We start from the raw sequence: 22,961 nt of genomic DNA, 5'->3' as shown, positions 1-22,961 counted from the left end.
GTATCCTAGGCTACGGAAAGCTCCGTGTCCGAAAGAATTAACGCTTAAATTAAAGATCGTAAATATTACATTCGCGGATTCCGTAACCCGATCGAGTGTATGGATTAAAAATTGTAACGATTATCTCATCTAGCGGGATTCCCCACGGTACGGTTCAAATTAGGCTCAAACCTGCGTGGTAAACTGAGCTTGAATCTTTTACGATACGAGAGCCTATACAACTTGCTGTGGGGCGGTTCGTTACTCTTGTCTACAGAAATATAGACACATTGAACCAAAATTTGGGAGAAGACTTTCATGCGGGACGCAGTGACCAGCCTGATTAGAAATTACGATATTACAGGGCGTTACTTAGATCGCAATGCGATCGACAGCCTAAAATCCTACTTTGCTACCGGAATGGCGCGCATTCAGGCAGCTGCGCTCATTACCTCCAATGCAGCCGGGATTGTTCGTCAAGCCGGGCTGCAGTTGTTTGATGAGAATCCTGAGTTGATTCGCCCCGGTGGCAATGCTTATACGACTCGTCGATATGCAGCCTGCCTGCGCGATATGGATTACTACTTGCGCTATGCTTCCTATGCCTTGGTTGCGGCTGACACGGATGTGCTGGATGAGCGCGTTCTAGAAGGTTTGCGCGAAACCTATAACTCGTTAGGTGTGCCTTCAGGACCGACCGTCCGGGGAATTCAAATCATGAAGGATATCGTCAAAGCAGAAGCAGCAGCGGCAGGAATTGCTGATACGAGCTTCCTGGATCAACCCTTTGATTACATGTCGCGTGAACTCGGTGAAAACGATCTGTAGTTGAATTCACTTCCCATGAAACGAGTTTCGGCTCGGCTCAGCCCTCGAATTTCGGGCGTTGAGTCGAGCCGAAACTCGTTTCAGACAAGAAAAATGTCAGGGTGAATGGCTTCAAGTCCGAAGCATCGCTTCTGCCTCTAAGACCCACAGCGTCCAGCCTTTGCTGTTTTGAGTAATACGAGCAGCAAGTCCTTTATCAGAGAGGCGTTCTGCCAGCGAGATCGCTTGGTTTTGTTCGCGTACTGTTCTGAGATAGCTGTAATATTCACGATCGCTATAGATTGCAGCCATCGGTTTCGCCACATCTGGAACGCGAATTTGACACACCTGATAATCGCGCTCAGATGTCAGAATCTTCCATAATCCTGAGTCTGATCGAGGAATGTCGTAGGAAGTTGAGGGTTTGACAGATTTGGGCTTGTCTAGCTGCGCTTTTTCCTCTTGGGCATCTGCTTCATAGATCCAAAGCACATCGCCTTTCATCGTTCGAGTAATCGCAACTTCATCTCCTCGATAAACGAGTTTGGCGGCAATTTGCAGAGCTTTTTGAGAATCTTGCACGAGTCGAAAAAAGCTGTAATAGCGATCAGCAACGACGATCGCGGCAAGTCGCTCATCGGAATCCGGCACGCAGATATGACAGGCTCGATATTGACTCCGGGAGTCTAGAATTTTGCAGCGAGCAGGATCAGGGGTCGGAGCAAGGTCAGCAGAAATGGGGCGAACAGAGGACATAGGATTGACGTGTGGGTTTGCAGGATGGGTTTGAATTGTAACGATTGTTTTCGCAGAGCTAAGCACATTTTGCGAATCAAGCGAGTGGGTTCTCCACCGTGAATTTCCCTAAAACCCAAAATTTTCAGCGATCGCGGTCGTTTGCGAGGGTAAAACTGTGCATATGATGGTGGCATCGTTTCATATCGCTTTCCTATGCCAGTTCCTTGTCACATCATTGTTGAGGGAAATCCAGCGATTGTTTACGCCAGTCGCAAAGGTGCGCCAGAGAAAATGCTGCCGATCTTAGAGTCTTTTTTAGAAACATTTTGGCAAGAGCGAGATGCGCTGGGTGAGGCACAGGACACGCCAGAATGTCTGGTTGCACAGATTGTAGTGCGGTTTGGATTTGAGATTTGTGAGGATGATTTCTCGAACCTGAAGGTAGGCTTGAAATATGATCCCACCGCAGAATATTTATATTTCATCTCAGCGAATCGAGAGGTGAGTGTGTGGGTTGCTGACGATCGCTATCGGGCAAATCCGCACTTAGGCATTCAAGCTTGCCAACAGATGCAAACCGTTTCGATAGGGTGATCCGAAAGATGCTAGGAGTTAGATGTCTCTAACGCGCGATTGCTGAAGTTTTCTATGTCAACTATTTGGGAACTCGATTACTATTCACGTCCAATTTTGGATGAGCAAAATAAAAAAGTTTGGGAAGTGCTGATCTGTGAAAGCCCGACCACAGTTGATGCTCAGCCAGAAAAGCTGTTTCGCTATTCGCAGTATTGCTCGAGCAGCACTGTAAATTCAGGCTGGTTAAAAGACGCGATCGCAGCAGCCATGGCTGAAGCTCCCAATCCACCGGATAAAATTCGGTTTTTCCGGCAGGCGATGAACAACATGATTACGACTGCTTGTGATGGCTTAGATCTGCCTTCTCAACTGAGTCGGCGCACGTTTGCCTTGGCAAGCTGGCTGCAAGATCGATCTCAAAATGTTTATCCGAAAGAAGCCGGATATCAGCCTTCGATCAATCCTTCGGTGACGTTTCCAATCACCCCTGCCCAAGTGTTGCCTGATGCGCTGCAAGGACAGAAATGGACGTTTGCAACTCTACCCTTTGAAGCCTTTGCGGAAATGGGGGAATGGTCGATCGAATTCGGAGAAGCCTTTCCCATGAGTTTGGCGCAGCTTGAACCGGATGCTCCTGTCTCGGGCATCATTATCTACTCAGCCCGAGCCACCGCGATGGCAGCTTGGATGTCGGGATTAGAGATTGCGGCTGTGAAATTTGATGCCGAGACCCAGAATCGACTGCTGTTAGAAACCGGGGTCAACGATCGCTGGATTTTAACCACTTTAGATAAGCGCGCTGTTCCCGAGGCGCAGCAGTTTGAAGCGGCAAAGGCACGATCGCATCAAGTCCATTTTTTAGCGATTCAAGAAAGCCCGGATGTCGAAGCGTTTGCCGGATTTTGGCTATTGCAAGAAATCGCATTGTGATCCTACGGTTCCTAATCACGGTAGGATGAGAAAACTGTTACGTTTGTTCATTATTTAACGCAACCTGCTTATGAAGCGCTTTTTGTCTCGCCTGCTGGCGCTAGTGATGGTCATGTCGATTGCTCTTGTGGGCTGCTCTCCCGCTGGCGGGCTGACGGGCAACTATCGCGATGATACGCTTACTGTGATTAATACCCTCAAAACGGCGATCACGCTGCCTGCGGATTCACCGAATCGAGCGGCAGCCCAAGCTGATGCCCGTAAGTTGATGAATGATTTTGCCTCTCGCTATCGTCGAGATTCTGCTTTGACGAAGCTGAGTTCGTTTACAACCATGAGAACAGCCGTGAATTCGTTGGCTGGACACTATAGTTCCTATCCCAATCGCCCGGTTCCTCAAAAAATGGTCGATCGCTTGACCACAGAATTTAATCAGGTGGAAACCTTCCTCAAACGAGGCAATTAACCCGATTGGACATTAAAAAACGCCAGATTCAAGAGAGTCTGGCGTTTTTTAATGCAGCATTTTCTGATCAGGCAATCGTCTGAGATCGAAAAATTAGGCTTTGAATCTGTTCAACACGATCGAGATACTCCTTGTCGCTAAGAACGGGAGTCACCTGATCGACGTTGATTTCATCGATTTCGATCCACGATCGACACCCCCCATAAGCTTCTCGATAGGGAAGCAGTTGAGGGTCTGCCAATCGAGAGACTTTAAGCAGCAGTAAATACAACGGCGATCGCGGTTTCCATTTCAGACGCTCCTCGACAAAGCGTTCATTCCAAATATGGAACGGCAATAAGGCATGAACAATCTCTGGATCGCTGATTTGTAAAACATGTGTAATCTCTGCGATCGAGCTAATTTTTACCTGTTTCGGATGCCAGCCTGATTCAACCCGCTCGACATTTGGGGTTTTCAGCAGGTTTGGATCTTGATGCTCAAACGTGGGATAAAGCAGAACTCGTTGGAACGGAACTTCAAATCGTCCCGCTGTCTCCCGAATTCCGCCTTTGCGTAACAGCAGAATTGTTTCACCTCGTTCGAGGGCTTCCACTGCGATCGCCCACTCTTTTAATGCCTGTTTCATCAATCTATTTGGAGAGGTTCAGGTTTGAGAAAAACTCCAGACACACCATCACAAATGGAAATAAAATACCTGCGAGTCCGATCCAACCACCAAACTGACCGATCAATTCTGACAATTTGCGCTGAGGACGATAGCCTGCGGTTGCGACAAATCGAGAACTCATACTCAGCAATGCGGCTCCGCCTAGCCCAAAGGGGATACTCAGCAGAAACCATGCCCTCAGTCTAGCGCCCGGATTAATCAATCCCAAGGACGGGAATAAAACAAAACTGACAACCTCCACCATGAGCCAAAGCCCCAATGCCGTCAGTAAGTCTTTTTTCTGTAGCTCATCGAAGGAGAAGTTATTCATCGTCAAAACTTAAGGGTTTCTCAAGCCTTAGATCGATGGGATCACGATCGCATTGCCTAAGATAAACATAGACAAAACCAGGAGCGCTCACATAATGAACACCCACGATTTATTCATGCTGATTCTGATGCTGATCCCAGGGATCTTGCTGTCTGTGGCAATTATGGCAACGTTTGCAGCGGGTGGCTAACTTATTTCAGTCCAATTTCTGCTAATCGCTGCTGGAGATACTCGCCTGCAGTGATTTTTGGGAATTTCACCTCGTTGCCCGTTTTGGTGATGCAAGATGGGAGCGGGGTCAGATCGGTTTGAGCAACCGGATGCACAAAGAAAGGCATCGAAAATCGCTGATCGCGATCGCCATGATTGACAACTCGATGTGTTGTACTTTTCAGCAATCCATTGGTTAATTGCTGAAGCATATCACCGCTATCCACGATGATTTGTCCTGGGATATTGGGAATAGCAAGCCACGTTCCATCTCGCTGTAAAAGTTCCAAACCACTATCAGTCGCTTCGCATAAGAGCGTAATCAAATTAATGTCTTCATGCGGTGCAGAGCGTAAACTGGCTGGATCAGCATCTTCAGGAATCGGTGGATAATGAATGATTCTTAAGATCGAATCTGCTGAGGTCGTCATATTGCTGAGAAACGATCGCGGCTCTTCTAAGTACAACGCACAAGCTTCGAGTAAAGTGACTGCACATTGATCAAGCTGTTGATACAGTTGATTCATCACAGGGCAAAACTCAGGAGTCTCGATCGGATCAAGATTTGCTAAATGGTTCTCTCGCCCGACATGCCAGAATTCTTTCAAATCCGGTGCAGGATGGTCTTTTGCGTGTTCTTTCCCAAATCGAGTAAAGCCTCGCTGTCCATTCAATGCAGCGTCTTCGTAGCGCAGTTTCACATCGTCTGAGCGTTGAAAAAATGCCTCAGCTTGTTGATACGCCTGCTGAATCAGATCGCGATCGACACCATGATTCACCACGGCAAAAAAGCCGAGTGTTTCTAAAGCCTGTCCGAGTGTCGCGATAAAGGTTTGTTGCTGGCTTGGATCGCCACGCAGAAACAGTTGCAGATCGACAACTGGAATGGTTTGTTGCATCATGGCTGTAGTCTTGGAGGATTGCGATCGTGACCTTGATTATTGCACTCTACGGATTGTTCATCGCTATCGGTGGGATCATCGGCTACCTCAAAGCGAGAAGCCAGATTTCTTTGATTGCAGGTTTGGGAAACGCGATCGTACTGTGGATTGCAGCTTATGTGACGCTGAACAATCTTGATGGCGGATTAATTCTTGCAGTTTGTATTGCAGTAGAATTGCTCGTTTTTTTCAGCCTACGCTGGTCAAAAACTCGCAAATTTATGCCTGCGGGATTGATGGCAATTCTTAGTTTGATTGCCACGGTCGGATTTCTTTGGGTATTGTTAGCTCGTTAAGGCAGTGCCCCAGGGGTATTGCCCTTTTTCAAGCCGACAAAAACGTCATAGCGAGATGTGCGATCGCTCGTCACTGCTGCCGTTACCCCGATCGAAGAAATTGCCTCCAAAACGGTGCGATTTGCCGCAGGGATCTGAAGCAGTGGGAAATTTTGCAACTTGAGCACGCGATCCATATCGACGAAGAAGTTGCCATTATGCGGAGCTAGTTCGGACTGCGTACTCTTGCGAAACAGCTCATTCTCTGCCAAAGCTTTCGTCGGCTTTGGCAGAATTGCACTTGCGATCGGCGCACCCAAAGATAAAAATGCAACATTGCCATCGAGCCAACCGCGCGTGATGTTCACACTTGCAGCAGGCAGTGACCAATTCACGATCGATTGTCCTTCTACTTTTGCTTCTTCCACCTTAAAGGCGTACTTAGTCGCCATCACCTCATCGAGCTTTTTCAACGTCGCTTCTGCGGCACGTCGATCGCTGGTTTGCACCATAAAGACTAAACTTGCAGGCAGTGCTGCAGGTGCGCCTTGAGGTGCAGGGAGTAAGGCGAGTGAATATTCACCTTGCATCCAGTTGAGCAGATCTTTCTCTAAATCTAGCCCCACCGTTGTTCTAATTCCCTGCCGCAAGGCTTCAGGATTGACAAACTGAATTGGATTCGATGCACTGCCTTGGGTGTAATCTTGCCAAAATTGCTTCAAATTTCCACCGGATGCCATCATCAATGTGTCAGTCGGCAGGCGAGTTGGAATCGTTTTTGCAGTGTTCTCTGTATTCAGTTTGCGTTGACTATCGGGTCTAAGCCAGGAAATTCCTTTAAACTGAATGCCCTCATTGGTTAGCTTTGCTGTTGCTGCTAAGCCTTGATTTTGTTGCAGTTGAGCGAGCGTCTGGGGCGGAATTGGACGACTCGAATTTGCAGCAGAGGTATTTGCCGCCGCAGGAATGTTGACATAGAGGCGGGCGATCGCATTTTCTTCTTGAATCTGCGTCAATGCTTCGCCATATCCCGGCGTTTGTGCCAGCGATTTGCCCTCTTTCACCGTATCGATCGCGCGTTCGATCGCGTTCGGATTGTTTGCAACCAGCACTTGCGTTGTGTCTAACACTGCAATCGAAGTACTTTGATTGGCAGATTCTTGATTTTCCCGAACTTTCACGCCTTTGTAATCGCGCTCTGTCCACTTTGCACCCTGAGTTGCAGGCGATTTTTCGAGGGTATCTTTGGCTTTCAACGCATCCGCGATCGGCACAACCATCACGGTCGGCTGAGCATTCGGCGGAGCAGCAGGCTGACCCGGATTCGGAACCGTTACCCCGGCTTGCGGTGGCAAAAATGCCATTGTGACTTCTTTCCCGATCCAAGGCTGAATATCGCGGGCATACTCCAAGCCGCGATTTTTCAAGAAGCGATCGCGAAATTGCACCAAACTTTGATCAAAAGCAGCTTGCGATCGTGGTGTCCCAAACTCTCTTAATTGCTGCCATTTTCCGGTGTCCGTCGAAACCGAAACGACCATCAATGCATCTTGCGGAATCGCATTTGCCCCAATCGGCATCACGTTGAGCTGCTGTCGAGTCAGTGCCCAAAATGCGATCGCACCACCGCCAACTAAGGCAGCCGCAGCGCCAATCGTGAGCGGCAAAGGAGGTCTTTGCTTTGTAGAATTCGGTTTCGTCTGGGCGTTCATGGGAGGCGACAAGTCGGGATGTAGTATTGCCGTTGCCACTTTAGCAAAGGATATGGGGTTCGGGGTGATGAAAATGGAAATTGAGGAGATAGGACGGTTTGTCCTTCCCTAATCTCTGGATGTATCTGACCCTTTCCTAATTCGATCGCTAATTTGTCGGCTCCGTTTTGGTTGCTTTATCTGCGGCTGGACGAGGCTGAGCTTTTCTTGGTTGCAGCGCATCTTTACCCAGTTGAATCGTGATATCTGATTGCAGATCTCCTGTATTCTCAATGCGCACTTCTCCAAACCCTAGCGCGCGCCGAATCGCTTCTGCACTGCTGACATCACCCCACTCTGCAACAATGCGAGTGACACTGAGCGGCTCACTCCACTCTTTCCCTTCATATACATTGCGATAGCCTGCACTTTCGAGAGCGGTCTTAGCGGTTTGAATACTTTTGGTTTGCTTGGTGCTGTCTTGAATCGCGACTTTTACTGCGGCAGGTACAGTGCTCTCCAGGGTCGAGGTTCCGAAATTGAAATGCTGCGCCATGATCTCTTTGATGCGATCGGGATGAGGCAACCAGTAACTCGCTTTATATTCACCGGGCGAACTGAATTCTCCCGGAACCATGAGCATTTTCGTATTCGATCGATTGACCTGGGACGCAAAGCCCGTGAGAGCGACTAGTTCTTCCACCGTCAGATTTGTATCAATGTGCGATTGCACCACATTTAAGAGACTCGGAAACCGCGAAACAGTCGAAGGATTCAAAGACTGTTCCATCAAAGCTCGCATGACCATTTGCTGGCGCTGAATCCGCCCGATATCGCCGTTTTCGTCGTACCGGAAGCGCAGGAGTTGCAAAACTTTCTCGCCATTGAGTTGCTGTCTGCCTGCTTTGAGATTAATGTAAAGACGTTGGCTATCGTCTTGGTATTTCATGTCTCTTGGGACATGCATGGTGACACCACCGAGGGCATCAACGAGTGCTTGCACCCCTTGGACGTTAATCGTGATATATCGATCGATACCCACGCCACCGAGCAATTCACTCACTGATTTTGCACTGAGCGCGGGGCCGCCGTAAGCATTCGCTTCATTGATCTTCGTCATCCCATGGTCAGCGATATACGTGCGGGTATCGCGCGGAATCGAGAGAACGACGACTTTCTTCGTTTCAGGATCAAAGCGCAGCAGGAGCATGGTGTCCGTCAATCCCTCAAAGGAATTCACCAATGCGTGATAGGGGAGCTTCTTGAGATTTTCTGGAGCGTTATTGACATCACTGGTAAGAACCTTGGTGCCCAAGACCAGAATATTGACGGGACGGGTCAAGGCGGGCAGTTGCAAACTCATGCGGGTCGAGAAGCGATCGCCCTTACCAAAAATCGAGGCTTCTGCCGGAGAAAGTTGCCGCTGCATTAAGGGTGTGCTGGCGAGAGAAACGGCAACCAATGCGCCTGCCGTAGCTGAAATCATCGCAATGCCGCTCAAAGAAAGAAACATAAACAACAGCCGCATTCCTTGCGATCGCTTAGCCGGTTTCTTTTTGCGCTTAGTTGGGGCTGAAGCAACTTTGGGCATCGGCTTTTGCACAGGTTTTGTCGGCTGAACTTTCTTATTCACAGAACGTTGATTCGCGCTTTTCACAGGACTCCTCACCACACCAAAATTTTTGACAAAAAACAATCGCTCACAGGAATTCGGACTTTGTATTGTATGCAATAAAGCCCGAATGGGCGCTTTTATTGAAAGATCTCTTGCTTTCAGCCAATCGCTGAAAGCAGAATGTTATCAATATTTCCCATATTTTGTCTGTTAAAACTGGACAACGCCAGATTTTTTAGCTTGCCCTCTAAAATTTGTGCGATCGAGGGCTGCATTGATTTTAGAAGTAAAGAATTAAATGGCTCGTTTTTTTTGAAAATGGCTCCTCCAAAAGTAGAAAATTACGGCTCTATTCTACTTAAAGTAGATCAGAAGATTCAGTCCGGGAATCGTCCGTGAGAGAGTCCACAATAACAACGCAATGTACAGGGTGCCAAGCGACCACTGATACCAAACGAGAATCGACACGACGCTGGGTAGATGCTCGTCTCGAACGCGAATATCATTAAAGCCGAATCGAAGAAAATTGTTGAAGCTAAAGTCGAAATAATTGAGCCAATTCCACCGACGATCCCACAAGAGCGGTAAATAGCGTTCTCGAAATAAGGGATATCTCGGAATGGTTGGCAAGCGTCCGATTAAAATTCTCAACTGTCGTAATGTGCCTTCTTCTGCAAAGTAGCTGGTTTCCATTAAGGAGTGATAGCGACCTTGGCGATAGAGCAGCCCTAATAAAATTAACGGCACAGGGATCACGACGATCGACCACCACACGAGCGTAATCAACGGGCGGTCAGCCGATTGAAAAATTGCGGTCAACCCGAGTAAAAACAGCACGATCGAGAAACTGAGAACGGAAATGATCTCAGGGACGGTCGGCAAAATTGCTTTTGGATGCCGTCTTCGAGCGCGATCCACAGTCCAAAATAATACACTGAAGTACGCAACTGTAATTAAACCGACACCGAAAATCAGCCAAAAACTGGTGCCATTTCGAGTCAAAAGCAGCAGCGAATTTAAACTCAGCCAACGCACTCCCGTCGAAATTTTGCGCCAAAAATTTCGCACGGGCGGTAATGGATCAGCAGCAATCACGCGATCGCGAACATTAATGTAAGTGGCAATGCCAACGGGATCGAGTGTGAGTAATTCGGGCAAATTCCGAAATGGTTGTTCTAAGCGGCGTTGAATAATTGCATCAGCTTGGACTTCGCTAAATCCGATGTTTTTTAACTGGAGTAGAGAGGCGGTATTGAGATCGGTTCCAAACAGTTGACGTTGAAGCTGGCGCGATCGCAAACTCTGAGTCATGTAATCGATTTGATTCGCATCCGAGATCTGTTCTAATTTGCGGAAATTTCGCACCAATTCGCGTAATAAATTCTCATTGCCTTGCAAGGTTGGAACGGTAATAACGCGCCCAATTTGCCCAGGGTCGCCCAAAATTTTTGCTTTATCTGAATCGAATCGCAGCCCTGGAACGTTCAAATATGTGCCATTCATGAAACTGCAATAGCTAAAATCAGCACGATCGAGAATGGTTGCGCCGCGTAAATTGGCGAATCCATTAAATTGAGATTCTCGAAACAAGACCGCTTGATCAAACGTGGCATCGGTGAGAAAGAGCGATCGACTAAATTTGTTTTTACTAAAGAGCGCTTGGTCACGCCATCGGGTCTGAGCGAAGTCGGCATTGCCTTGCCATTGCACTTTCGTAAAATTCGCAGGCTGATAGAACGTGGCTTGATTGAAATTTGCCGTATTTTGGAATTCTGCACCTTGAAAGTTCACATTGCCCCGAAATTGAACTTGATTGAATTCTGATTTTGCAAAAAAGATCGCATTGCGGAACTGCACTTCTCGCCCAAAATTGGCACTCGCAAAGTTCATCGGTAGACTAAAACGAGTTTGAGAAAAATCAGCTCCAGCGGGAAATTGTGTGCCTTGGGCTTCGACGCGATTGAGAAAAAAAGTATTCGAGAAGTCGGCAAAGCCGTTGACTCGCGTTTGCACCAGTTTCAAGGGCGCACGAAAGACTGTCAGTTGAAGTGGTGCTGCGGTTTCGACCGATTTTGGAGTAATTAAAAGCGACTGTGAAAGGGTGCTTAATCGATATAAGCGTCGGCGATCGCGTTTCAGTTGCTCTTGTTCTGTCGGGGTGAATAACTTAGATAAGGCTTCTCCGTCATACAGGGGCGCACGCAATCCCAGTTTGCTAGTGGTAAAGTCTCCATCAATAACTGAATTGCTTAAATCCAATCCGACAGGCACGCCTGGCGTTTGAAGCTGTGCTTGCACCAGTCGATAGAACTGATCTCGGAAGGCTGAATTTTCGGGGCGTAGATCGATTGTCATGCGTTTGAGATCGACCATGCGCGTTCCTTCACTCGGAATCGGCGTACGCAATCGTTCTTGCAATAATTCCAATGTCAAAGGCGTTCGCTCGAATTGCGCTGCCTGAGTCGGGAGTGCTGGAACGAACAGAATCAAAATCGCGAACAGCAGAGCAAGGAACGATTGCACAACAAATTTTAGAGACTGCGATCGCTACTTATACCAGATCTCGGTCATGTTGCTTGCAAGGACATTGCTGTGAGGGGTTGGGCGTTTGCGAGATTTGCGATGTTAACGATCGCATAAAGTTTCCCCACCCCGATTTCTCAAATGCCATAATCTGAGGAGATTACTGAGATCAGGTCGCCTCACCTGAGAGAAGCCCCCGTATTTCCCCGGTTTGTTTGACTCTTCTCGATTGGTTTATGCATTCTGAAAAATTTCGGCGACAGTTGCGGCAAGAGGCGCAGCACTGGAGAGCGAATGGTGACATCTCCGAGTCGCAATTTCAAAAACTCAGCGATCGCTATCAGTTCGATCAAGTCGATCACGCAAGTCGCTTCACTCTAGTCTTATTAGGATTAGGGTTGAGTTTTATTGGAATTGGTGTCGTCACGTTCATTGTTGCAAACTGGAACGGGATTTCGCATCTCGGCAGAAGCGTGCTGTTACTCGGACTCTTCTTTGGGCTGAATGGCGGTGGACTGGCACTCTGGAAACGCTCGAAGTATCAGCGATTTGGGGAAATATTGCTGCTCTTTGGCGCAGTTGCATTGGGGGCAAATCTGGCGCAGTACGTGACTGGATTTGCTCTATTTTTGGGTTGGGGAATTGGATGTTTAGCGATCGCTTACGGTTTAAAACTCAAGGGATTAGGAATTTTGGCGATCGCTTTAATCGGAATTGGCTACTGGACAAGTTGGAGTCAAATCTATTTCAGTCCCACGGGCATCGAAATGATCGGATTGCAAATGCCGATCGTGTCTGCAATTCTGTTTTTGCCGTTGGCGTATTGGTGTCGATCGAGAGCGATTTTTTTACTGAGTGCGATCGCGATTCATTCTGCATTGTTGAGCAGCTTAGCGGCAATTGTTACAAAAGCAAGCGTTTTACCTGCGCTCTTGAGCATTCTTCCGGCGGCATTGCTGTGGTCATATGATGATTCGCTGTGGAGTTCTGGCAAATCATTTCAACCGATCGCGCGTCAACTTGCCGTGTTATTTCTCGGCGGATTGTTCTTCTGGTTTTCGTTTCATTGGGTCTGGAATGGCAGTCTGACGTGGTACACCAGAATTCCAGAATGGCGATCGCTGCCGAGTGTTGTTTTGTTTGCAGGAATTGCGATCGGACAATGGCTGTATATGCTGAGGAACGTCAGATTGATGAATTTCAATACCATCGGAATTGGATTCAGCATTGGATTCAGTACGATCGTAAACTTCTGGCATTTGCGCATTCAGCCCTTGCCGATTTTTGCGCCAATTCTCTTCAATGTGCTGCTGATTGGACTTGCACTTGGATCTGTGCGAACCAGTTTAAGCAATGGAAAACGTCGCGCGTTTTGGTTTGGAATTCTCTTATTGGGTTTGCAGATTGTGAGTCGATTGCTGGAGTATGACACGACAGTTTTCATGAAATCTCTAGTCTGCGTTGTCTGTGGCGTAAGCGCTATCGTAGCTGGACTCTGGTTTGAATCTCGATTGCGCTCAAATATGAATTCGATGGCGATCGCGCGATCCGATTACAAATCAGAGAAGCCGCCCAAATCTCCTATGAGCGGGAGAATTTAAGCGGCAATATATCGGAAAAATTTTTATTCTTGCGATCGCTTGCGTTGGCTCCAAGTTGCACCTACTGCGGCTCCCGCTCCCGCTACCATTCCAGCAATCATTCCTTCACTCGTTTTCTTCAATGGATCTTGAGTCAGACATTGATCAGTAACAACTTTTTCCTGCATACACTGATTGCTATCTGCCCAACTTGCAGACCCGCCCAACACAACACCAGCAGCGCTACAGACTAACACGACAATCCAGACCGGGGGGTGTTTTTTTCTAGTCATACCAATTATTTGGAGGAGGATACTATCGGGACAGTACACATTACTTTACCCGCCAACCGGATTTCTCCTAACGCTTTATATAAAGATTCGGTGTATTTTTTTAGACAAATTTAATCTACCAAAAGGTAGAAATACGCAAAGTTAGAACCCATCGGGAATTGCCCGTTTTCTCGCAAATCTGACTAAAATTGAAGAATGCTTAACAATTGAACACGATCGATAAATAGGAGCTTCAGGAATGGACGCAGAAACAATTAAAGAACGGATAAAACTGATCGAAGGTAAGCGAGAATCATTGCTGAAACTGATGGAGCAACCGAATTTAGGCACGTTGCGGATTGATGTCAATCAAGCACTCGAAGAAATGGATATTTTGATTGACGAATTTAAGCAGACGTTTCCCGACGCTTAATTGAGTCGTTCACACCAATCAATCTGATAGGGAGCTAGGGAGCAATCTGCATCTGGTTTCTCCCCACTCCCTACTTCGCAATATCAAAGCGATTGACGATCGATTCACAATCTTCAGCAACTTCACTCCTCATTCGGTCGCTCCGCTTCACGCAGCGATCGCAGTTGCCAATAGACCAACAGCAACGCCACAATCAGCAGAATTGTTGCCGCTGCCGCTGCATAGCCAAAATCAAATTGAGCAAACGCTTGATCGTAAATAAAGTAAACGAGCAAATTGGTGGAATTCATAGGACCACCGCCTGTAATCACATAAACCTGCTCAAAACTTCGCAGTGTGAAAATGGCTGTGGTAACTGTGACGAATACGATCGTGGGACGCAATCCTGGCAAAGTCACATAGCGAAACTGCTGCCAAGCATTAGCTCCATCGAGTTCCGCCGCTTCATATCGACTGATCGGAATCGTCTGCAATCCCGCCAAAAACACGACCATATTGAATCCAATCTGCTTCCAAATGCTCAGCAGAATCAGCACAGGCATTGCCCAAAACGTATCTTGCAACCAAGGAACCGCAGGAATATTTAACGCTGCTAACCCATCATTCACGATTCCATCGGTTTGAAAGAGCCAGCGAAATCCTAAACCGACTGCAACAAGTGAAGTAATCGAAGGAATGAAATAAGCGGCTCTGAGCAATCCTCGCAGCGCAATGGATTGATTTAGCAACACAGCTAATCCCAACGGTAGAACTAGACTTGGAATAACTGTTGCGATCGTAAAGTAAACCGTATTCCCCAAAACTTGCCAAAAATCGGGACTGAGCAGCAATCGCCAATAATTTCGCAATCCGATCCAGCGCATTCCTGCTCGTGTAAAGCTATCGGTCGTAAAGCTCAGAAAAAATAAATATGCAATGGGATACAGCACGAAAATTCCGAGCAAAATCAATGCAGGAGCAAGGAAAACCCAGGCTGCAACTGTATCTCGATCGAGCAGGCGTGAAAATCTGGAATCACTAGGAACTTTGGCGTTAAGGGGTAAACGCATAACGATCGAGCCAATGAATAGGACTACTTTAAGACAGAAGTTAGACAATGCAAAACATTGGCTGGATTCGTGCTGAGTGCGATGCTTTCAATCTTAAGTCTTATAGCTTATTTAACTCCGAGCACTAATCATATCAAGAGTTCTGGCTAAGTCTTCTAGGTTAATTTCAAATCCATTTGCCACCTGTTTGCCAACCACAAAACTATATTTGAGTCCTAGGCAATCTGCACATTCCTTATAGACGTTGTTAAATCGATAAGGAGGTTGCAGCGTTAAAATTGCCCCGGATTCCCTCAGCGTGAATAATCCATGTGCCAATTGGCTCCCTTCAACTCCAACCACGATTTTCGCACCCAGAGTTTGGCGAACAATCTCAGTTGCAGAGGTTTTTTCAGGATCGACAATGATAAAACCTTGATTTCTGAGAAATTCTGCGATCTGATTCTCATTGACTAGGAGTCGCTGGATTCTAGGATTTCCGCGCAGCAACATGACTCCTTCAACCGTTTGATGGGAAGACAAGGTGCTGAACTTAGAGCGGATGTATTCATACCGTTCACGTTTATATTGATTTTGTCCAAAATCTTCAAAAATGGTCAATTCCTTAATTCTGGCTTTACTCACTGGAGTACTGTGAATGTTAAGAAGATGGCTATATTCCTGTTGATGATTCGTTAATTTTTGAGCGGTTCTGACCGCTTGTGCAAACTGTTGCGCTGCCAAGGTCAAGGTTAAATCATCTCTGACCCAATGACCAAAATATAGATTGCCGACAAAAGTACAGGCTAGGGCAGCTTCAGGAATATTTTCTAGTTCCCCTGATCTAAAAAAGGATTCCTTAGCGGTTGTGAGCGGATACTTCATTGCCCCTTTGTACATATACCCATCGTAAATTGTCACATCCTGCAATTGGTATACGATAGTCGCTGCATATTCCTTCACACCCTCTTGAACTCTTTGCAGTTCAGCAGTGTAAGTTGTGTCTTCTTGAACACTCGTCACCTTATGTAATTCCCCGTCTAAATAGATGGCTGAAGGAGAGAAGAACTTCTTTGAAGGAGAAAGAGTCCATTGCTTGACACACAGATCTTCGCAAGTCTTACGACCCGTTAGAAGACGCAATCCTCGTTGATTTAGAAGAGCTAGATTGAGCATTGTAATACTCCTTCCATGCACTGATGTACGGATGTAAATAATCACATCAAAATATCTCCGTATAGTATGCTCATATATTTGGATTCGGAACGAAAAAACTCGGTGGAAGACAAAACCGCCGTTTTAACGAAAAAATCACAGTCTCGAAAACTTCTAGATTGACTTCGCAATCCAATTCCTTTAAAACACTGCTTCTGTAGCTTTGGGTCGCGATGGATTTTCCGGTCGGAGTTGGTTACAGAAAGTACAATCTGGATGGCAAAGCCCGTTCAGAGGAAAATCTGCAACGGGAAGGCTATCGAGACCTCCGCAGATGGGGGCAGGCAACGGTTTAGGGAAAAAGAATGATGAAAACAATAGGCTGGATGAGTGGATTGATCGGTGTCGTTTTGATCTCGCAAAGTGTAATGGCTCTGCCGACCACAGAAGCTGTGCAACCTTCGTCGATCGCTGGACGCTGGCAAGGCACATTTAACGACAAATATCCGATGAGCTTTTTATTTTCCCCAGAAGGGAAGCTCGTTATGGTATTTGGAATGAATGGCGCTGAGCCGACTGTGCTTGCAGGCACGACCGTAAACTATAAAGTCGATGCAACGACAAAGCCGATGCATCTGGATATCACGATTCCGGATGCGAAAGAACCCGTTTTGACGATCGCGGATTTGCCTGATCCGCAAACGCTGCAGATTCAAATGAGCGATACGAATCCAGGAAAACCACGTCCGACAAAGTTCACCGATCAGACCAAAATGCAGAAAGTCAGCGATCGAGCGATCGAGCCGTTAGATGCTGCAAAATTTACTCAAGCTGCACAATCGTCTGAAGCAGAAGGACGCATCGTGATGCAGGCGTTAGCTCAATCCGCATTGTTCTCGACTGTCGAATCTGGCAAATTTCCAACGACATTAGAACAATTGGGATTGCCGACGAACAATACTGCAAACTACCGCTATCAGCTTCAAACTCAGCCGAAGCAAATCACGATCATTGCTCGTCCTAAAAAAGCCAATCTCAAGAGCTATATCAGTGTGGTCGTCACAGGCACTGAGCGCAAAATTGATTTTGCATCGACTACGGTTTGTCAGTCTGTTCGTCCCTCTTTATTTGCTCCACCGCCTCCACGTCTGGGGTCTCCTTTTGAGTCAAACGATAGTCGAGCGGTCTGCGGCATTGGTTCGGAAGCGGTGAAGTTTTAACGGTGAAGTTTTAACAAAGAGTTTCTAGATACGATTGCACCAACCACGCTAAACTGAGACGCTACTTTCCGAGATGGCTCTCATGGCTACGCTGATTTCTCCTGACCATTCTGAATTCCCACCGCACCCACGGCTGAAATTAGGCGTGATGGCTTCAGGCAGTGGGAGTAATTTTGAAGCGATCGCACAATCGATCCAAGATGGGCACTTGAATGCAGACATTCAAGTCGTGATTTATAACAATCCCGATGCCAAAGTTGCTGAACGTGCCAACCGATTCAGCGTTTCATCCGTTTTGCTGAATCATCGAGAATTCGACAGTCGAGAAGACCTCGATCAAGCGATCGTCAACACGTTGAAAGATCATCAAGTCGAATGGGTGATTATGGCAGGCTGGATGCGGATTGTTACGCCTGTATTGATCAATGCTTTTCCGAATCGGATTTTGAACATTCATCCGAGTTTGTTGCCGAGCTTTAAAGGAAATCGGGCGGTTCATCAAGCCCTAGAGGCAGAAGTTAAGATCACAGGCTGCACGGTTCATTTAGTGGTTCCAGAAGTCGATAGCGGCAAAATTATCATACAAGCCGCTGTTCCTGTACTCGAAGACGATACCGTCGAAGCATTGCAGGCTCGCATTCATGCACAAGAACATCAAATCTATCCTGCTGCAATTGCGATCGCTGCGATACAGGCCTCCCACTGATGCCCATTCTCATCAGTCTTAAGGATGATGTGAATGCCGTTTTGAGACGGCATGATATGTACAGATTGAGAAGCTCATCGTCTAACACAAGGGCAGTCCAAACCGGGTAGGGACTGCTTTTTTATTGCCAATTTTTCAGAACGCTTTCCAAAGCCGCCTAATTCAGGCACAATCTAGCGTTATTGCGTTATCAGTGCCGCGAATGGATGCGTTTTTTGCTCAATTGGCTCAATTAATTGTCAACGGAATCTCGGTTGGAAGTATTATCGCCCTGTCTGCGGTCGGTCTGACGCTGACGTATGGAATTCTGCGTTTATCGAATTTCGCACATGGCGATTTCATGACAATGGGAGCCTACTTCACGCTGTTATTGAATGCGTTCGGCATCAATATTTGGATTGCGATGATTCTTTCGTCGATCGCGACTGTTGGAGTCACCCTGATTTGCGAAAAGCTACTCTGGGAACCGATGCGACAGAAACGCGCCACAGCGACTACCTTGATTATTATTTCGATCGGGCTGGCATTATTTATTCGCAACGGCATTATTTTGTTTTGGGGCGGCGGGAATCAACGATACAATCTTGCCGTGAATCCAGCCTTGTCGTTTCTGGGAATTACGCTCTCGTTTAACCGGATATTAGTGATCTTATTAGCGATCGTCGCTATTGCCGGATTGCACTATCTGTTGCAAAACACCAAAATCGGCAAGGCAATGCGGGCAGTCGCGGATGATTTGGATTTAGCACGAGTGACGGGAATCAATGTTGATCAAGTCGTGATCTGGACTTGGGTGATTGCAGGCAGTATGACGGCATTGGGCGGAAGTATGTTGGGGCTGGTTGAGGCGGTGCGTCCGAATATGGGATGGTTCTTGATTTTGCCGTTGTTTGCGTCGGTGATTTTAGGGGGCATTGGCAATCCGTACGGTGCGATCGCGGGCGGTTTGGTGATTGGGATTGCTCAAGAAGTTGGTGCGGGAATTTCGGATTTGTTAACGCCTTGGGCTGGAAATCCGATCGTCGATGTGATCGTCAATACGCGCATTTTTACGGCTCAATACAAACTCGGATTTGCCTTGTTTATTATGGTGCTGGTGTTGTTGTTCCGTCCGCAGGGATTGTTCAAAGGTACGACCTAGTAATTTATTCTCTAGATTTGAGAAAATCTCAGCCGCACGGTTTTCAATGATTTGAATCGAGAAATTTGGGGACACTAGGCACAGTCTTCTCAATCTTTGAATATGCAATACCCTTTAGAACTAACGTTCAAATTCTGGTCGCTGACTCCTCAAATGACGATCGCTGACGCTCAAGGAAACCCCTATTTCTATGTGCGTCAGCAACTCTTCCGCCTCAAGGAAGTGATCAACGTCTTCGCTGATACCCAGCGATCGCAAGAACTCTTCACGATTAAAGCCGATCGAATTATCGATTTTTCAGCCCGCTATAACTTCTCAGATCCCAGCGGCATGGTCGTTGGAGCCGTCAAGCGTCGGGGATTGCGATCGATTTGGAAGGCGCATTTTGATGTGTTTGATGGTGATCAAATTGTGTTCACGATCGAAGAAGAAAATCCTTGGATTAAGGTGATCGACTCATTGTTGTCTGAGTTACCTTTCGGCAACTTTTTCACGGGTTACTTGTTCAACCCGACCTATCTTGTGAACCGTCCGGGTGCAGGAACGGTGATGAAATTATCTAAGCGTCCAACGTTCTGGTCGCGCAAATTTATCATTCATCAAGTTGATCAAATCAGCGATCGCGAACAGGCTCAAATTTTGTTGAGTTTGATGATGATGATTCTGTTAGAACGCAATCGCGGCTAACGCATGGCATAGTCTCGAAATCGATCGAGGTCTGCCTGAATGGTCGATTCCACAAAACGACCGACAAAGGGTGTATTCATCACCCGCGCGAGCAATTCAGGCACTGCGTAGGAAATGGTCATTTTTACAATTGTACTGGTCGCGCGATCGTAAAATCGAATGGCTCCGCGATTGGGCAAACCATCGATCGATTCCCATTGAATAATTTGATTGGGAATTTGTTTGGTAATTTTCGACTTCCAGCTAAATTGCAATCCTGCGGTTGAGAGCGTCCAGCGTGAGAGTTCGGGCTGATTCTCTAAAACTTGCACCGAGGTAATCCAATTCATCCAATTAGGGAGCTGCTCTACATCTGCCCAAAGTTGCCAAACTCGGTCAATCGGCTGTTCGACTTCGACTTGAACCGTATGCTCTAACCATTCAGACATGTTAAAAAATCCAGCAATTGCGCCTACATAAGACAAAATATTAAGGCTGAATTGCAAGGATTGGGATTATGGTTCAGAGTTTAATTGCGATCGCAACTTTCATGGCAGTGATTAGCGGCGTGATTTTTGGGGTGGCTCGATTTGAGAAATCGACCAAGCAAGAGGATGAGATCGAATTGACGACTCAACCTGCTAAAACTGAACCGAGTATCCCAGAACCGATAACACCTGTCATCTCAGAATCAGTTGAATCTGAATCGGTTGTTTCTGAAGTGCCTAAAGAACCTATTTCTGAGCCAAGTGTTCCAGAAGCGGAATCTGAACCAATTGTGGCTGAGGAATCAGGGAGTGAGCCAATTTCTGAACCTGTAGCGCAAGTATTCGACGTTGACAGCGCGATCGAGCCGAGAGATGAAGTTGAAGACATTGTGCTTCCTCCGGTGATTCAAGATCCGGATCGGCAAGCGTTGATGGAACCGAGAGCGGAAATTGCTGAGGTGGTGATTCCGCCGACCATTCAAGACCCGAAACGCCCGAATGATGGCAAGCTCGAAGATTTGACGCAAGAGATCCTGGCTTGGGGGCAATCGAAAGACCTGAAGCATCTGGCAAAACTCATGCAGTATGCGACTCATTCGGATGTGATCGTGCGGAGTCACGTTGCAACCTCGTTAGGTCGGATTGTCAGCGCTCATCCGATGCGGGGGGATGTTGAGCGATCGATTCCGGTGCTCGGTAAACTGACCAATGATTCTGATGTGAAAGTTCGGGTGTATGCTGTGCAATCGTTGGGATCGATTCGATCTCAGGAAGTTCTGCCGTATCTGGAACAAGCGTTGCGGAGTCCGTCAGGTAGTGTGACAAAAGCCGCCAACCGTGCCCTGCAAAACCTAAAATTGCAGTATGGCAAGCCTCCCTCGGTACAAGTTGCGCAGCAAATGTTAGAAAAAGTAAAAAAGCCAAGTAGAGTGTGATCCACTCGTGCTCCCAGGAGCCGAATTGATTGAAATCATTCAAAAACTAAGCCCCCCAGTCTTTAGAAAAACTAGGGGGCTTAATCGTTGCAAGAATTTTGAACTAAGCGCTAATCGTTGCAGCTTCTTGCTTGTACATCATCTCCCGCACTTTCACCATTCCAGCGACGAGTTGATCCATCTCCTCGCGAGTATGCAGCGCATTCACGGTAATCCGAATTCTTGGCTTCGCAATAAACCAGATCGGAGACACCCAAATTCCCAAATCGAGCAACTCCCGCGCATACATCTTCGGATTCATCTCAGGCGGAAGCAAGACTGGAACCACATTCGTTTCCCCGATCGCTTCAAATCCCTGAGCCGCCAAGCGCGATCGCAAATAGCGTGTGCTTTCTTGCAACCGCGAAACCAACTCAGGCTCCTTCTGGACTTCCCGGAAACTCTGCAACGCAGCAGCCGTCAAAGGTGGAGCCAGAGAACAAGTCCCGATCGAAGTCGGCGAACAGTTCATCAACGGCTTCAACTCCGCCACATGCGTACTGATTGCCGCTCCTACTGAAGCGCCGAATTTTGCAAACGTCGAGAGAATTAACGGATTAATCCCGCGATCGATCGCATCTTGCGGCTTCAAGCCAAAATGCTCATAAATTCCGCGTCCTGTCTTACCGAGCGCGCCTGTTGCGTGTGCTTCGTCCATCAGCAGCGTACTGTCAGGATAATTCGACAGAATTTCAATCATTTCTGGCAATGGAGCAATATCGCCATCCATTGAAAAGACGGCATCGGACACGACCATAATGCGATCGCCCGGCTGAGCATAGCGCTTTAACTTGCGCGCCAAATCTTCCATATCGCAATGGCGAAACGCCTTCACTCGAACTCTAGGACTATAGCCGAAAAGTTTCCCAGAGCGAGTTCCCGCATGAGCCAGAGCGGACACGATACAGCCGTGATTCAGCACATCGGTCATGATCAGAGTCTCACGAGTATGTTCAAACCCTGGAACCGGAATCGCTAAATGGCAAAACGCATCCATCAACGCTTGCATTCCCATCCAAGCATTCAGAAAAAGCTGCGTATGAGGCAAATGCTTAAATTTCGAGACCTCATCTTCAAGCTGGCGGTGCAAATCGATGCGACCACTCAACACCGAAGTTGAACTGTTTGACGTGCCGTATTGAAAAATCGAATCGATCGCAGCCTGCTTCACCGCTTCATTTTGAGTCAAGCCCAGCACATCGTTCGTGCAAAACGTTAGAACTGTGCGTCGTTTCCCGGTTTCAGCCTCCTCAATTTCCACCATGTTTCCCTGGCGTTGATGACAGAGATACTCATCCGGGTCGAGTTCACTTTCATACCAACGCCGCACATATTCCTTAACAACTTGCACAGTTTACTCCTCTCACCTGCATGACGTTCGCAATTTGCTTCTGACTCAACAGTATATTTGCCTATGATGAATTTCGCTCATAAATCAGGCGCAATTCTGATTGGCATGTCTCAAATTATTAAGACGTGATAACAGCTTATCAGGACTCATAGAAATCCAAAAAAAACAGCGATCGCAATTCGGTGTGCGATCGCCGTTTCTGAGGAAGTCAATCCT

The 22,961-nt window shown here is 47.2% G+C and carries 24 protein-coding genes; 12 read left to right on the top strand and 12 right to left on the bottom strand.

What is annotated here, in order from left to right; translation table 11 throughout:
- Window positions 1–297 precede the first annotated feature (297 nt).
- Window positions 298–807, top strand: a complete 510-nt coding sequence (gene apcB / locus ACMUEV_RS21620; RefSeq protein ID WP_017287166.1) for an allophycocyanin subunit beta — start codon at window positions 298–300, stop codon at window positions 805–807.
- A 111-nt stretch (window positions 808–918) separates the two neighbouring features.
- On the opposite strand, the gene ACMUEV_RS21615 is transcribed toward apcB, so the two are convergent.
- Window positions 919–1,542, bottom strand: a complete 624-nt coding sequence (locus tag ACMUEV_RS21615) for a hypothetical protein (RefSeq protein WP_190647672.1) — start codon at window positions 1,540–1,542, stop codon at window positions 919–921.
- Between the two features lie 195 nt (window positions 1,543–1,737).
- On the opposite strand from ACMUEV_RS21615, the gene ACMUEV_RS21610 reads away from it, so the two are divergent.
- From ACMUEV_RS21610 to psb27, 3 genes are all read left to right on the top strand, one after another.
- Window positions 1,738–2,118, top strand: a complete 381-nt coding sequence (locus tag ACMUEV_RS21610) for a hypothetical protein (protein WP_017287168.1) — start codon at window positions 1,738–1,740, stop codon at window positions 2,116–2,118.
- 54 nt (window positions 2,119–2,172) lie between these two features.
- Complete coding sequence (locus ACMUEV_RS21605; RefSeq protein WP_190647673.1) at window positions 2,173–3,030, top strand: Tab2/Atab2 family RNA-binding protein; 858 nt, start codon at window positions 2,173–2,175, stop codon at window positions 3,028–3,030.
- 70 nt (window positions 3,031–3,100) lie between these two features.
- The gene (gene psb27 / locus ACMUEV_RS21600) at window positions 3,101–3,496 is read left to right on the top strand and encodes a photosystem II protein Psb27 (protein WP_017287170.1); all 396 of its coding nucleotides are present in this window, start codon (window positions 3,101–3,103) and stop codon (window positions 3,494–3,496) included.
- Between the two features lie 67 nt (window positions 3,497–3,563).
- On the opposite strand, the gene ACMUEV_RS21595 is transcribed toward psb27, so the two are convergent.
- The 3 genes from ACMUEV_RS21595 to ACMUEV_RS21585 form a co-directional block, all read right to left on the bottom strand.
- Entirely contained in the window at window positions 3,564–4,124 is a 561-nt protein-coding gene (locus ACMUEV_RS21595) for a DUF1802 family protein (protein WP_190647674.1), read from the bottom strand.
- A gap of 4 nt (window positions 4,125–4,128) precedes the next feature.
- Entirely contained in the window at window positions 4,129–4,476 is a 348-nt protein-coding gene (locus ACMUEV_RS21590; RefSeq protein WP_017287172.1) for a hypothetical protein, read from the bottom strand.
- 191 nt (window positions 4,477–4,667) lie between these two features.
- Window positions 4,668–5,588, bottom strand: coding sequence for an isopenicillin N synthase family dioxygenase (locus tag ACMUEV_RS21585; protein ID WP_190647675.1), 921 nt, complete (start codon window positions 5,586–5,588; stop codon window positions 4,668–4,670).
- Window positions 5,589–5,614: 26 nt separating this feature from the next.
- On the opposite strand from ACMUEV_RS21585, the gene ACMUEV_RS21580 reads away from it, so the two are divergent.
- Entirely contained in the window at window positions 5,615–5,923 is a 309-nt protein-coding gene (locus ACMUEV_RS21580) for a TMEM14 family protein (protein WP_199329227.1), read from the top strand.
- Here the strand turns inward: ACMUEV_RS21580 and ACMUEV_RS21575 are convergent.
- The 3 genes from ACMUEV_RS21575 to ACMUEV_RS21565 all read right to left on the bottom strand — a co-directional run bounded on the left by ACMUEV_RS21575 (window position 5,920) and on the right by ACMUEV_RS21565 (window position 11,731).
- On the bottom strand, window positions 5,920–7,614 hold the full coding sequence (locus ACMUEV_RS21575) for a DUF3352 domain-containing protein (protein ID WP_190647676.1): 1,695 nt from the start codon (window positions 7,612–7,614) through the stop codon (window positions 5,920–5,922). The two genes, ACMUEV_RS21580 and ACMUEV_RS21575, sit on opposite strands and share 4 nt — an antisense overlap.
- A gap of 148 nt (window positions 7,615–7,762) precedes the next feature.
- Complete coding sequence (locus ACMUEV_RS21570) at window positions 7,763–9,250, bottom strand: LCP family protein (protein WP_190647678.1); 1,488 nt, start codon at window positions 9,248–9,250, stop codon at window positions 7,763–7,765.
- Window positions 9,251–9,562: 312 nt separating this feature from the next.
- Window positions 9,563–11,731, bottom strand: a complete 2,169-nt coding sequence (locus tag ACMUEV_RS21565; RefSeq protein WP_190647680.1) for a pentapeptide repeat-containing protein — start codon at window positions 11,729–11,731, stop codon at window positions 9,563–9,565.
- A 236-nt stretch (window positions 11,732–11,967) separates the two neighbouring features.
- On the opposite strand from ACMUEV_RS21565, the gene ACMUEV_RS21560 reads away from it, so the two are divergent.
- Window positions 11,968–13,332, top strand: coding sequence for a DUF2157 domain-containing protein (locus ACMUEV_RS21560; RefSeq protein WP_190647682.1), 1,365 nt, complete (start codon window positions 11,968–11,970; stop codon window positions 13,330–13,332).
- A gap of 23 nt (window positions 13,333–13,355) precedes the next feature.
- On the opposite strand, the gene ACMUEV_RS21555 is transcribed toward ACMUEV_RS21560, so the two are convergent.
- Window positions 13,356–13,604 carry a hypothetical protein gene (locus ACMUEV_RS21555; protein ID WP_036044499.1) on the bottom strand — a complete coding sequence of 83 codons (249 nt, stop codon included), beginning with the start codon at window positions 13,602–13,604 and terminating at the stop codon, window positions 13,356–13,358.
- 238 nt (window positions 13,605–13,842) lie between these two features.
- Here ACMUEV_RS21555 and ACMUEV_RS21550 point away from each other — a divergent pair, with 238 nt between their 5' ends.
- Entirely contained in the window at window positions 13,843–14,016 is a 174-nt protein-coding gene (locus ACMUEV_RS21550) for a hypothetical protein (protein ID WP_017287183.1), read from the top strand.
- A gap of 122 nt (window positions 14,017–14,138) precedes the next feature.
- On the opposite strand, the gene ACMUEV_RS21545 is transcribed toward ACMUEV_RS21550, so the two are convergent.
- Window positions 14,139–15,065 (bottom strand): carbohydrate ABC transporter permease, encoded by a 927-nt coding sequence (locus tag ACMUEV_RS21545; RefSeq protein WP_190647684.1) that lies wholly within the window; start codon window positions 15,063–15,065, stop codon window positions 14,139–14,141.
- 111 nt (window positions 15,066–15,176) lie between these two features.
- The gene (locus ACMUEV_RS21540) at window positions 15,177–16,220 is read right to left on the bottom strand and encodes a glycosyltransferase 61 family protein (protein ID WP_190647686.1); all 1,044 of its coding nucleotides are present in this window, start codon (window positions 16,218–16,220) and stop codon (window positions 15,177–15,179) included.
- 344 nt (window positions 16,221–16,564) lie between these two features.
- On the opposite strand from ACMUEV_RS21540, the gene ACMUEV_RS21535 reads away from it, so the two are divergent.
- From ACMUEV_RS21535 to ACMUEV_RS21520, 4 genes are all read left to right on the top strand, one after another.
- Window positions 16,565–17,419 carry a type IV pilin-like G/H family protein gene (locus tag ACMUEV_RS21535; RefSeq protein ID WP_190647688.1) on the top strand — a complete coding sequence of 285 codons (855 nt, stop codon included), beginning with the start codon at window positions 16,565–16,567 and terminating at the stop codon, window positions 17,417–17,419.
- An 82-nt stretch (window positions 17,420–17,501) separates the two neighbouring features.
- On the top strand, window positions 17,502–18,125 hold the full coding sequence (purN, locus tag ACMUEV_RS21530) for a phosphoribosylglycinamide formyltransferase (RefSeq protein ID WP_225885708.1): 624 nt from the start codon (window positions 17,502–17,504) through the stop codon (window positions 18,123–18,125).
- Between the two features lie 202 nt (window positions 18,126–18,327).
- Window positions 18,328–19,266, top strand: coding sequence for a branched-chain amino acid ABC transporter permease (locus ACMUEV_RS21525; RefSeq protein ID WP_017287188.1), 939 nt, complete (start codon window positions 18,328–18,330; stop codon window positions 19,264–19,266).
- A 102-nt stretch (window positions 19,267–19,368) separates the two neighbouring features.
- On the top strand, window positions 19,369–19,953 hold the full coding sequence (locus ACMUEV_RS21520) for a hypothetical protein (protein ID WP_017287189.1): 585 nt from the start codon (window positions 19,369–19,371) through the stop codon (window positions 19,951–19,953).
- Here the strand turns inward: ACMUEV_RS21520 and ACMUEV_RS21515 are convergent.
- Window positions 19,950–20,381, bottom strand: a complete 432-nt coding sequence (locus ACMUEV_RS21515; protein WP_017287190.1) for an SRPBCC family protein — start codon at window positions 20,379–20,381, stop codon at window positions 19,950–19,952. The genes ACMUEV_RS21520 and ACMUEV_RS21515 overlap by 4 nt on opposite strands.
- Window positions 20,382–20,449: 68 nt before the next feature.
- On the opposite strand from ACMUEV_RS21515, the gene ACMUEV_RS21510 reads away from it, so the two are divergent.
- Window positions 20,450–21,355, top strand: coding sequence for a HEAT repeat domain-containing protein (locus tag ACMUEV_RS21510; RefSeq protein ID WP_190647691.1), 906 nt, complete (start codon window positions 20,450–20,452; stop codon window positions 21,353–21,355).
- A gap of 103 nt (window positions 21,356–21,458) precedes the next feature.
- Here ACMUEV_RS21510 and ACMUEV_RS21505 read toward each other — a convergent pair whose 3' ends face one another.
- Window positions 21,459–22,745, bottom strand: a complete 1,287-nt coding sequence (locus tag ACMUEV_RS21505) for an aminotransferase class I/II-fold pyridoxal phosphate-dependent enzyme (RefSeq protein WP_017287192.1) — start codon at window positions 22,743–22,745, stop codon at window positions 21,459–21,461.
- Window positions 22,746–22,961: the final 216 nt, after the last annotated feature.

The sequence above is a fragment of the Leptolyngbya sp. FACHB-1624 genome (assembly GCF_047649235.1).
Lineage (GTDB): Bacteria > Cyanobacteriota > Cyanobacteriia > Leptolyngbyales > Leptolyngbyaceae > Leptolyngbya > Leptolyngbya boryana.
The sequence above is the reverse complement of the archived record's forward strand: the minus strand, read 5'-3'. Positions and strand labels throughout refer to the sequence as shown.

What these genes read in the sequence shown, in the direction of transcription:
- purN (WP_225885708.1), top strand. Translation starts at nt 17,502, where the DNA reads ATGGCTACGCTGATTTCTCCTGACCATTCTGAATTCCCACCGCACCCA.
- ACMUEV_RS21545 (WP_190647684.1), bottom strand. Translation starts at nt 15,065, where the DNA reads ATGCGTTTACCCCTTAACGCCAAAGTTCCTAGTGATTCCAGATTTTCA.
- ACMUEV_RS21615 (WP_190647672.1), bottom strand. Translation starts at nt 1,542, where the DNA reads ATGTCCTCTGTTCGCCCCATTTCTGCTGACCTTGCTCCGACCCCTGAT.
- ACMUEV_RS21550 (WP_017287183.1), top strand. Translation starts at nt 13,843, where the DNA reads ATGGACGCAGAAACAATTAAAGAACGGATAAAACTGATCGAAGGTAAG.
- ACMUEV_RS21520 (WP_017287189.1), top strand. Translation starts at nt 19,369, where the DNA reads ATGCAATACCCTTTAGAACTAACGTTCAAATTCTGGTCGCTGACTCCT.
- ACMUEV_RS21595 (WP_190647674.1), bottom strand. Translation starts at nt 4,124, where the DNA reads ATGAAACAGGCATTAAAAGAGTGGGCGATCGCAGTGGAAGCCCTCGAA.
- ACMUEV_RS21605 (WP_190647673.1), top strand. Translation starts at nt 2,173, where the DNA reads ATGTCAACTATTTGGGAACTCGATTACTATTCACGTCCAATTTTGGAT.
- ACMUEV_RS21540 (WP_190647686.1), bottom strand. Translation starts at nt 16,220, where the DNA reads ATGCTCAATCTAGCTCTTCTAAATCAACGAGGATTGCGTCTTCTAACG.
- ACMUEV_RS21515 (WP_017287190.1), bottom strand. Translation starts at nt 20,381, where the DNA reads ATGTCTGAATGGTTAGAGCATACGGTTCAAGTCGAAGTCGAACAGCCG.
- ACMUEV_RS21560 (WP_190647682.1), top strand. Translation starts at nt 11,968, where the DNA reads ATGCATTCTGAAAAATTTCGGCGACAGTTGCGGCAAGAGGCGCAGCAC.
- ACMUEV_RS21585 (WP_190647675.1), bottom strand. Translation starts at nt 5,588, where the DNA reads ATGATGCAACAAACCATTCCAGTTGTCGATCTGCAACTGTTTCTGCGT.
- ACMUEV_RS21575 (WP_190647676.1), bottom strand. Translation starts at nt 7,614, where the DNA reads ATGAACGCCCAGACGAAACCGAATTCTACAAAGCAAAGACCTCCTTTG.
- ACMUEV_RS21535 (WP_190647688.1), top strand. Translation starts at nt 16,565, where the DNA reads ATGATGAAAACAATAGGCTGGATGAGTGGATTGATCGGTGTCGTTTTG.
- ACMUEV_RS21610 (WP_017287168.1), top strand. Translation starts at nt 1,738, where the DNA reads ATGCCAGTTCCTTGTCACATCATTGTTGAGGGAAATCCAGCGATTGTT.
- psb27 (WP_017287170.1), top strand. Translation starts at nt 3,101, where the DNA reads ATGAAGCGCTTTTTGTCTCGCCTGCTGGCGCTAGTGATGGTCATGTCG.
- apcB (WP_017287166.1), top strand. Translation starts at nt 298, where the DNA reads ATGCGGGACGCAGTGACCAGCCTGATTAGAAATTACGATATTACAGGG.
- ACMUEV_RS21555 (WP_036044499.1), bottom strand. Translation starts at nt 13,604, where the DNA reads ATGACTAGAAAAAAACACCCCCCGGTCTGGATTGTCGTGTTAGTCTGT.
- ACMUEV_RS21525 (WP_017287188.1), top strand. Translation starts at nt 18,328, where the DNA reads ATGGATGCGTTTTTTGCTCAATTGGCTCAATTAATTGTCAACGGAATC.
- ACMUEV_RS21590 (WP_017287172.1), bottom strand. Translation starts at nt 4,476, where the DNA reads ATGAATAACTTCTCCTTCGATGAGCTACAGAAAAAAGACTTACTGACG.
- ACMUEV_RS21510 (WP_190647691.1), top strand. Translation starts at nt 20,450, where the DNA reads ATGGTTCAGAGTTTAATTGCGATCGCAACTTTCATGGCAGTGATTAGC.